General features: G+C 65.7%; 6 protein-coding genes. 5 read left to right on the top strand and 1 reads right to left on the bottom strand.

What is annotated here, in order from left to right; genetic code table 11:
- The 5 genes from IC66_RS0120550 to IC66_RS0120530 form a co-directional block, all read left to right on the top strand.
- A partial coding sequence (locus tag IC66_RS0120550; protein WP_038948827.1) for a type I secretion system permease/ATPase occupies nucleotides 1-1,405 on the top strand: 1,405 nt, incomplete at its 5' end.
- Nucleotides 1,406-1,415: 10 nt separating this feature from the next.
- Entirely contained in the window at nucleotides 1,416-2,750 is a 1,335-nt protein-coding gene (locus IC66_RS0120545) for an HlyD family type I secretion periplasmic adaptor subunit (protein WP_028140656.1), read from the top strand.
- 281 nt (nucleotides 2,751-3,031) lie between these two features.
- The gene (locus tag IC66_RS0120540) at nucleotides 3,032-4,501 is read left to right on the top strand and encodes an AMP nucleosidase (protein ID WP_028140655.1); all 1,470 of its coding nucleotides are present in this window, start codon (nucleotides 3,032-3,034) and stop codon (nucleotides 4,499-4,501) included.
- A gap of 120 nt (nucleotides 4,502-4,621) precedes the next feature.
- A complete protein-coding gene (locus tag IC66_RS0120535) occupies nucleotides 4,622-5,236 on the top strand; it encodes a tetratricopeptide repeat protein (protein ID WP_028140654.1) in 615 nt (204 codons plus the stop codon).
- A gap of 132 nt (nucleotides 5,237-5,368) precedes the next feature.
- Nucleotides 5,369-5,644, top strand: coding sequence for a DUF1488 family protein (locus IC66_RS0120530; RefSeq protein ID WP_020508771.1), 276 nt, complete (start codon nucleotides 5,369-5,371; stop codon nucleotides 5,642-5,644).
- 163 nt (nucleotides 5,645-5,807) lie between these two features.
- On the opposite strand, the gene IC66_RS0120525 is transcribed toward IC66_RS0120530, so the two are convergent.
- Nucleotides 5,808-6,290 (bottom strand): CinA family protein, encoded by a 483-nt coding sequence (locus IC66_RS0120525; protein WP_028140652.1) that lies wholly within the window; start codon nucleotides 6,288-6,290, stop codon nucleotides 5,808-5,810.
- Between the last annotated feature and the right edge of the window lie 35 nt (nucleotides 6,291-6,325).

Raw genomic sequence — 6,325 nt, 5'->3', positions numbered from 1 at the left:
CGAAGCCCCCCAGCCGCTACGCGACCTCGACAATGTCCGCTCCTTTCTCGGCGGAATGGGCCCGAGCGCATTCTTCGACCTGCCCTGGCTGCCGCTCTATCTCGCCATCTGCTTCGCCTTCCACGTCATGATCGGCGTCACCGCGCTGGTCGGCGCCATCATCCTGGTCGGGCTGACGCTGGTCACCGAGTTCATGTCCCGCCAGCCGGCGCGCGAGGCGATGGGGCTTGCCGCCCAGCGCAACGATCTCGCCCAGGCCAGCCGCCGCAACGCCGAAGTCATGGTGGCGATGGGCATGGCCGGCCGGATGAACCAGCGCTGGAGCGAGACCAACGAAAAATATCTCGCCGGCAATCAGCGCGCGAGCGACGTCGCCGGCGGTCTCGGCGCGGTCGCAAAGGTGCTGCGCATGATGCTGCAATCGGCCGTGCTGGCGGTCGGCGCCTATCTCGTCATCCACCAGGAGGCGACCGCCGGCATCATCATCGCCGGCTCGATCCTCTCCGCCCGCGCGCTTGCGCCGGTCGATCTCGCCATTGCGCACTGGAAATCCTTCGTCGCGGCACGCCAGAGCTGGCACCGCCTCACGCGCCTGCTGGAGCAGATGCCGGCGCAGACGATGCCGACCCAGTTGCAGGCGCCCACGAGCCGGCTCTCGGTCGAAGGCGTCGCCATGGTGCCGCCCGGCGACCAGCGCCTCATCGTGCAGGACATCACCTTCGCGCTCGCCGCGGGCAACGGCCTCGGCGTGATCGGCCCGAGCGGTTCCGGCAAGTCGTCGCTCATCCGCGCGCTGGTCGGGGTCTGGCAGCCGGTGCGCGGCAAGGTGCGGCTCGACGGCGCGGCGCTCGACCAATGGTCGTCCGACATGCTTGGCCGGCACATCGGCTATCTGCCGCAGGACGTCGAATTGTTCGGCGGCACCATCGCCCAGAACATCAGCCGGTTCGATCCCGAGGCGACGTCCGAGGGCATCATCGCGGCTGCGAAAGAAGCCGGCGTGCACGAGATGATCATCAAGATGCGCGAGGGCTACAACACGCAAGTCGGCGAGCAGGGCACGGCGCTTTCCGCCGGCCAGGCGCAGCGCGTGGCGCTGGCGCGCGCGCTCTATGGCAACCCCTTCCTGATCGTGCTCGACGAGCCCAACTCCAATCTCGACACCGAAGGCGACGAGGCGCTGACCCGCGCCGTCCGCGCCGCTCGCGAGCGCGGCGCCATCGTGGTCGTGGTGGCGCACCGCCCGATCGGCGTCGAGGCGGTCGACCAGGTCCTGGTGCTGCGTGATGGCCGCATGCAGGCTTTCGGCCCAAAGGAGCAGGTGCTCGCCCAGGTACTGCAGCCGCGCGTGACGCCGCCGGCCCCGATCAAGATCGTCAGCGAAGGTGGAGTGGCCAAACCATGAGCACAAAGCCATGAGCACGATGGCCATCGGCGGCCCGAAGCCTGCCGCGAACAAGACCGTACGCGAATCCATCAAGTTTCACCTGATCCTCGGCTTCGTGATCGTGCTGGTGCTTGTCGTCGGTCTCGGTGGCTGGGCCTCGACCGTGCTGATCTCGGGCGCGCTGATCGCGCCGGGCCAGATCGTGGTCGAATCCAACGTCAAGAAGGTGCAGCATCCGACCGGCGGCGTGGTCGGCGAGGTGCGCGCCCGCGACGGCGACCTGGTCAAGGCCGGCGATATCGTGGTGCGGCTCGACGATACCGTCACCAAGGCCAACCTTGCCATCGTCACCAAGAATCTCGACGCCGCGCAGGCGCGTGCGGCGCGCCTGCAGGCCGAGCAGCGCGGGGTCGACAGGATCGAATTTCCGCAGGCCCTGATCGAGCGCGCTGGGGATCCCGACGTCAAGCTGCTGCTCTCCGCCGAAACCAAGCTGTTCGACGTCCGCGTCAACGGCCGCACCGGACAGAAGGCCCAGCTGCGCGAGCGCATCACGCAGCTCAACGAGGAGATCGCGGGGCTCAGCGCCCAGGAGAAGGCCAAGGATCAGGAGATCGCGCTGGTGCAGAACGAGCTCACCGGCGTGCGCGAGCTTTACGACAAGCGTCTGGTGCAGATCTCGCGTCTGACCCAGCTCGAACGCGACTCGGCCCGTCTCAACGGCGAACGCGCGCAGTACATCGCTTCGCGCGCCCAGGCCAAGGGCAAGATCACGGAGACCGAGCTCCAGATCATCCAGGTCGACAAGGACGTGGTGAGCGAGGTCTCCAAGGATCTGCGCGAGACCAACGACAAGATCGGCGAGCTGATCGAGCGCAAGGTTGCCGCCGAAGACCAGCTTCGCCGCATCGACATCCGCGCGCCGCAGGACGGCATGGTGCTGCAATCCACGGTGCACACGGTCGGCGGCGTCATCACCGCCGGCGACGCTCTCATGCTGATCGTGCCGCAGGCCGACGATCTCCAGGTCGAGGCAAAGGTCAATCCGGTCGACATCGACAAGCTGCAGATCGGCCAGAAGACGCTGTTGCGCCTCTCCGCCTTCAATCAGCGCACCACGCCGGAGCTCAACGGCCTCGTCAGCCGCGTCTCGCCCGACGTCACCACCGACCAGCGCACCGGCCAGAGCTACTACACCATCCGCGTCTCGATGCCGGCCGCAGAGATCGCCCGTCTCGGCGACGTCAAGATGATTCCCGGCATGCCCGTGGAAGCCTTCGTCCAGACGGGCGACCGCACGATGCTGTCCTATCTGATGAAGCCGCTGCACGACCAGCTGATGCGGGCGTTCCGGGAGAAGTGACGGGCGAAAGCGCGTCGTGATCTCGTAGGGTGGGTTAGCGCAGCGTAACCCACCGCTTCTCTATCCGCGGAAGCAGAAGTGGCGGGTTACGCTGCGCTAACCCACCCCACGGCACCGTGTTTCTCGCTGTCGGTCTCGTCGGGTGGGCAAAGGCGCGATGCGCGGTGCCCACCGTCTCTTACACGACGGGCATATTGGTGGGCACGCTCCGCTTTGCCCACCCTACGGCACTGACTTCTTTGCTATAGTTCGACTCAAGCCCATCAACTCGGCGGTCGACCATGCAATCCCCATCCTCCATCGCCACCGAATCCTTCTCCGACGCCACACTCGCGGTCGCGCGGCTCGAAGAAATCTACGAGCGCAACACAAAATTCCTGCGCGACCGGTTCGAGGCCTATGTCGGCGGCGAAGCGATCACGACGCGGGTGCGAGCCTATTATCCCTTCGTCCGCCTCACCACCGCGACGCATGCGCGGCTGGATTCCCGTCTCGCCTACGGCTTCGTCGCCGGGCCCGGCGTCCATGAAACCAGCGTGACGCGTCCGGATCTGTTCCGGAGCTACCTTATCGAGCAGATCGGCCTCTTGATCCAGAATCACGGCGTGCCCGTCGAGATCGGCGAGTCTGCCGAGCCGATCCCGATCCACTTCGCCTATCGCCGCGACATCAACATCGAAGCTGCGATCACGACGAGCGAGAACTCCTCTGTCGCGCGATCGCTGCGCGACGCGTTCGACGTGCCCGATCTCGCCACCATGGACGATTCGATTGCCGACGGCACCTTCGAGCTTCAGCCGGGCGCGCCCGAGCCGCTGTCGCTGTTCCGCGCCGCCCGCGTCGATTACTCGCTGCGCCGGCTCTATCACTACACCGGCACCGACCCCGAGCATTTCCAGAATTTTGTCATTTTCACCAACTACCAGTTCTATGTCGACGCCTTCGCGCAGCTCTGTCAGCAGCGGCTCCAGTCGAGTGAGGCTGGCCTTGACGCCTTCGTCGCGCCGGGCAACGTCATCACGCGCAGCGCCGGCGCAATCAGCGGCGTTGCGCCGGCGCGCATGCCGCAGATGCCGGCCTTCCACCTGGTCGCATCAGGCTATCGCGGCATCACGCTGATCAACATCGGTACCGGTCCGTCCAACGCGCGCAACGTCACCGACCATGTCGCGGTGCTGCGCCCGCATGCCTGGCTGATGCTCGGCCATTGCGCGGGCCTGCGCAACACGCAGCGCCTCGGCGATTACGTGCTCGCGCACGGCTATGTGCGCGAAGACCACGTGCTCGATCGCGAGCTGCCGCTGTGGGTCCCGATCCCCGCGCTGGCCGAGATGCAGGTCGCGCTCGAGGAGGCGGTCGAGGACGTCACGGGGCTCGAAGGTTTCGAGCTCAAGCGCCTGATGCGCACTGGAACCGTCGCGAGCGTCGACAACCGCAATTGGGAGATCTCCGGGCCTGAGGTGATCCGGCGTATGTCGCAGTCGCGCGCGGTCGCGCTCGACATGGAATCGGCCGCGATCGCCGCCAACGGCTATCGCTTCCGCGTTCCCTACGGCACGCTGCTCTGCGTCTCCGACAAGCCGCTGCACGGCGAGATCAAGCTCGCCGGCATGGCCAGCGAATTCTACCGCCGCCGCGTCGGCCAGCATCTCGAGATCGGCCTGAAGGCGCTGGAGCGGCTCAAGCAACAGGAATCGGAGCGGCTGCATTCGCGAAAGCTGCGCAGCTTTGCCGAGGTGGCCTTCCAGTAAAGGACACCGGAACTGTCGTACGCATGCTGACGCCTCCGTGAGCGCAGCGTCCCGGAATATTGCCGCCGAGGCAGGGTTATCAATTGGTCCGGGGCCGCTTGAAACACTGAGGAGGCAGACATGATCGCAGCGATGATCAGGCGCTTCGTGTTGGGTACGTTCGCGGCAGCCCTATTGTGCTCGCCGGCCTTTGCCGCGGGCGGAGGCGGGGGTGGAGGAGGCGGGGGCAGCGCCAGCTCCACGGATCCGTACGCGGGCGCCTATTCGGATCAGAAACCGCAGCCGACCTATCCGAAGCGTCCGGGCGCCAAGGCAACCCAGAAAGGCAAGAAGCCGAACAATCAGTCCGGCATCGGCGATCCCGCATTCGCGGCGGGCTACCGCGTGGCCTATGACACGATCTACGAGCGCAACGACTATGCGGCCGCGATCGCGCAATTGAAGTCGCTCGGCCATGACGACCATCCGAACGTCGCCAACCTCATCGGCTACTCCTATCGCAAGCTCGGCGACTACGAGCAGTCGCAGGTCTGGTATGAGCGCGCATTGAAGGCGGATCCGAACCACGTGCTGACGTGGCAATATTACGGGCTGTGGCAGCTCGAGCGGGGTAATCGCGAGCAGGCGCTCTATCATTTGAGCCGGATTGCCTCCATCTGCGGGACCGGTTGTGAGGAGTATCGGTCGCTGGCCGCGGCGCTCGACAGGCCGACCGGCACGGCGCTCGTCTACTGAAGCTGGAGAGCAGCCGGTTCGTCGAGCCGCTGCTGATGGGCGTCGGATGACCGCCACGTCCTTCGGCGCGGATAGTGACAAGGCGTCAGATTTTCAGCATTGTCCCGTTCGGGGGCGCGACGGGACAATTGGATGCCGCTGACGCGCGACAAGATCATTGGCCATGACCTCGAACGGCTGGCCTTTCGCTTCACCATGCTGAGCGGCGACGAGGTCGTGCAGTGCCAGATCAGCGACGCCGCCATGGACGAGCTCGCGGGCATGCAGGGCACCGAAAGCAGCGCACGGCAGGCGCAGTTCCTGTCGTTGCGTGAGACCATCGAGCGGATCGCGTCAGATCTCTACGACGAAGCACCGCGATTCCAGGGATATGTGGTCCGGATCTTCATGCGGCATTTGGGGCGGTGAGCTCTCGCCTCACTCTCCGCTGTCATGCCCCGCGAAGGCGGGGCATCCAGTACGCCGCGGCCCATCGATTCAATCATAACCGTCTCGGAGTACTGGATCGCCCGGTCGAGCCGGGCGATGACAGCAATGTGGTGGTGAGGCTGCCCCGACTCACTCGCGCAGCTCACCCCTCCAGCTTCCTCAACAACAGCTTCAGCGCCGTCGCAGCAAACATCTGCATGTTGCCGAACCGGTCGTTGCTGCCGGTCTCCAGCGTCATCACCTCTGACACAGGCCCCGCAACCGCCATGCAGCTATGGCCGGCGGCGTCGCCGTAGCGGTTGCCGGTTGGGCCGGCTGCTCCGGTCTCGGACAGGCCCCAGTCGCTGTTGAAGCGCGTTCGCATCTGCTCGGCCAGCAGTTGCGCGTAGGGCTGCGACGAGGAACGAAAGCCCTTCATTCCTTCGTCCGAAATATCCATCAGCACGCGCCTGGCATCGCGGGTGTAGACCACCGCGCCGCCGAGGAAATAGGCGGACGCGCCGGGCACCGCGAGCAGGCTGGCCGCGATCAGGCCGCCGGTTGAGGATTCTGCCACGGCGATGGTCTGTTTGCGCGCGATCAGCTTCGCTGCGACCTGTTCCGCAATGCTGACGAGCTCTTTCATCCCTAACCCCTTATCTCTTCGCAACCGAGCTCAGC

This window comes from Bradyrhizobium genomosp. III (genome assembly GCF_000261705.1).
GTDB classification, from domain to species: domain Bacteria; phylum Pseudomonadota; class Alphaproteobacteria; order Rhizobiales; family Xanthobacteraceae; genus Bradyrhizobium; species Bradyrhizobium ottawaense.
Note: the sequence above shows the minus strand (reverse complement) of the source record. Positions and strands in the feature narration are given on the sequence as shown.